This window comes from Mycoplasmopsis sturni DSM 22021, assembly GCF_000701485.1.
Classification (GTDB): Bacteria; Bacillota_I; Bacilli_A; order Mycoplasmatales; family Metamycoplasmataceae; genus Mycoplasmopsis; species Mycoplasmopsis sturni.
On record NZ_JNIZ01000005.1, the window covers coordinates 1 to 3,301 of the forward strand.

A 3,301-nucleotide genomic window follows, 5' to 3' on the forward strand; every position below is an offset into this window, starting at 1 on the left:
GGTAGTGCTATCCTTCTCCGTCACTCCATCACAGTCATAGATAGTACGGGAATATTAACCCGTTGTCCATCGGATACGCTTTTCAGCCTCTCCTTAGGTCCTGACTAACCCTGGGTGGACGAACCTTGCCCAGGAAACCTTTCCCAATAGGCGTCGTGGATTCTCACCACGAATCGTTACTCATACCGGCATTCTCACTTCTAAGCGCTCCACCAGTCCTCACGGTCTGACTTCATTGCCCTTAGAACGCTCCTCTAACGTACTTTCGTACCCGTGGCTTCGGTATTGTGTTTACTCCCGTTACATTATTGGCGCAGGGTCTCTTGACTAGTGAGCTATTACGCACTCTTTAAAGGATGGCTGCTTCTAAGCCAACCTCCTAGTTGTTTATGAAACCCCACAACCTTTCTGACTTAACACAATTTTGGGACCTTAGCCGACGATCTGGGTTGTTGCCCTCGCGAGCCGGGACGTTAGCACCCCGGTTCCGACTGCATGACAATACACAATGGTATTCGGAGTTTGATTATAGTCAGTACCGCTAGGCGCGGCCATTCCATATTCAGTGCTCTACCACCAAAGTTTAACATCACACGCTAGCCCTAAAGCTATTTCGAGGAGAACCAGCTATCTCCAAGTTCGATTGGAATTTCTCCGCTATTCACAAGTCATCCGGGCACTTTTCAGCGTACTACGGTTCGGCCCTCCACTTGGGGTTAACCAAGCTTCAGCCTGCTCATGAATAGATCACATGGTTTCGGGTATATGTCAACATACTAAACGCCCTATTCAGACTCGATTTCTCTACGGCTCCGCTTTTTTCCACTTAACCTCGCATGTTAACATAACTCGCCGGTCCATACTGCAAGATGTACGCCATCACCCATTAACGGGCTCTGACTACTTGTAAGTAAGTGGTTTCAGAATCTATTTCACTCCCCTCCCGGGGTTCTTTTCACCTTTCCCTCACGGTACTAGTTCACTATCGGTGTCTGGTTAGTATTTAGCCTTACCGGATGGTCCCGGCAGATTCAGACAGGGTTTCACGTGCCCCGCCCTACTCAGGATACTATCAGAAGATTTTGTTATTTCGTATACAGGAGTATCACCTTCTATGCTTTTGCTTCCCAGCAAATTCTACTATAACAAAATTTTGTAACTTCATGTAGATAGTCCTACAACCCCAACATGTGTTGGTTTGGGCTCTTCCACGTTCGCTCGCCGCTACTGATGGAATCATTGTTTATTTTCTTTTCCTGTTGCTACTAAGATGTTTCAGTTCACAACGTCTCTCGTCTATGTAACTATGGATTCATTACAAAGCAACTAGACATTACTCTAGTTAGGTTTCCCCATTCGGACATCCCCGTATCGTAGCGTATATCCAGCTCCACGAGGCTTATCGCAGGTAATCACGTCCTTCATCGACTTCCAGACCCAAGGCATCCACCACAAACTCTTACTTATTTAAAAGTTATGTTATTTTCCTATTGTTGATGTATTCAAAGACATTTTAATAAATTATTTTTGCAATAATTTAACTCGGTTCAACAAAACAAATTGACTTGTTTTTTTGATGTCGTTGTTATATTAATAATATCTTTACTATTCAGTTTTCAAAGAACATTTGAGAGAAGTTCTCTCAAAACTAGATATACCATTGGACTATTACAATGTACATGACTTAAAATATAAAATAAATAGTCTAAAAATGTAAGTTAATAATGTACTCCGTTAGAAAGGAGGTAATCCATCCCCACGTTCTCGTAGGGATACCTTGTTACGACTTAACCCCAGTCACCAGTCCTACCTTAGGCGGTCGTTTCCGTAGTTAACTAAACCGACTTCGGGTATTACCAGCTCCCGTGGTTTGACGGGCGGTGTGTACAAGACCCGAGAACGTATTCACCGTAGCGTAGCTGATCTACGATTACTAGCGATTCCGACTTCATGTAGTCGAGTTGCAGACTACAATCCGAACTGAGAATGGTTTTTTGAGATTTGCTCCACGTCGCCGTATTGCTTCTCTTTGTACCATCCATTGTAGCACGTGTGTTGCCCCACTCGTAAGAGGCATGATGATTTGACGTCATCCCCACCTTCCTCCCAGTTACCCAGGCAGTCTCCCTAGAACATTTAACTAAGGATAGGGGTTGCGCTCGTTGCAGGACTTAACCGAACATCTCACGACACGAGCTGACGACAACCATGCACCATCTGTCATTCTGTTAACCTCCACTATATCTCTATAGCTTTGCAGAAGATGTCAAGAGTGGGTAAGGTTCTACGCGTATCTTCAAATTAAACCACATGCTCCACCGCTTGTGCGGATCCCCGTCAATTCCTTTAAGTTTCACTCTTGCGAGCATACTACTCAGGCGGATGATTTAATGCGTTAGCTGCGTCGATGGTCACCATCAACTAATCATCATCGTTTACAGCGTGGACTACCAGGGTATCTAATCCTGTTTGCTCCCCACGCTTTCGTCTCTCAGTGTCAGTGTGTTCCCAGTTAATTGCCTTCGCCATGTTGGTGTTCTTCCTTATATCTACGCATTCCACCGCTTCACAAGGAATTCCATTAACCTCTAAACAACTCTAGCTTGCCAGTATCCAACGCGATTTGGGGTTGAGCCCCAAGTTTTGACGTCAGACTTAACAAACAACCTACAGACGCTTTACGCCCAATAATTCCGGATAACGCTTGCAACCTATGTATTACCGCGGCTGCTGGCACATAGTTAGCCGTTGCTTTCTGACAAGGTACCGTCAAGGCAATAGCATTTCCTCTACTGCTTTTTCTTCCCTTATAACAGTGCTTTACAACCCGAAGGCCGTCATCGCACACGCTGTGTCGCTCCATCAAGCTTTCGCTCATTGTGGAAAATTCCCTACTGCTGCCTCCCGTAGGAGTCTGGGCCGTATCTCAGTCCCAGTGTGGCGGATCAGTCTCTCAACTCCGCTAAACATCATCGCCTTGGTAAGCCATTACCTTACCAACTAGCTAATGTTCCGCACCCCGATCCCTTAGTGAAGCAAACGCTCCTTTTATATTAAGTTCATGCGAACTTAATAAGTATCCGGCATTAGCGCTAATTTCTCAGCGTTATTCCAATCTAAGGGGCACGTTAAGTACGTGTTACTCACCCATTCGCCGCTAAGTTCCGAAGAACTTCGCTCGACATGCATGTATTAGGCACACAGCCAGCGTTCATCCTGAGCCAGGATCAAACTCTCGAAAAAATTGACTGTCATGTATTTTGTGTATATCTAGTTTTCAAAGAACTTGTTTGCTTTTTTC

Annotated in this window: 2 rRNA genes; both read right to left on the reverse strand. The window is 45.1% G+C overall.

Annotated features, from left to right (window positions below):
- A 23S ribosomal RNA gene (locus Q349_RS01830) occupies window positions 1-1,473 on the reverse strand; the annotation flags it as partial.
- A gap of 265 nt (window positions 1,474-1,738) precedes the next feature.
- Window positions 1,739-3,243 (reverse strand): 16S ribosomal RNA (locus Q349_RS01835).
- Between the last annotated feature and the right edge of the window lie 58 nt (window positions 3,244-3,301).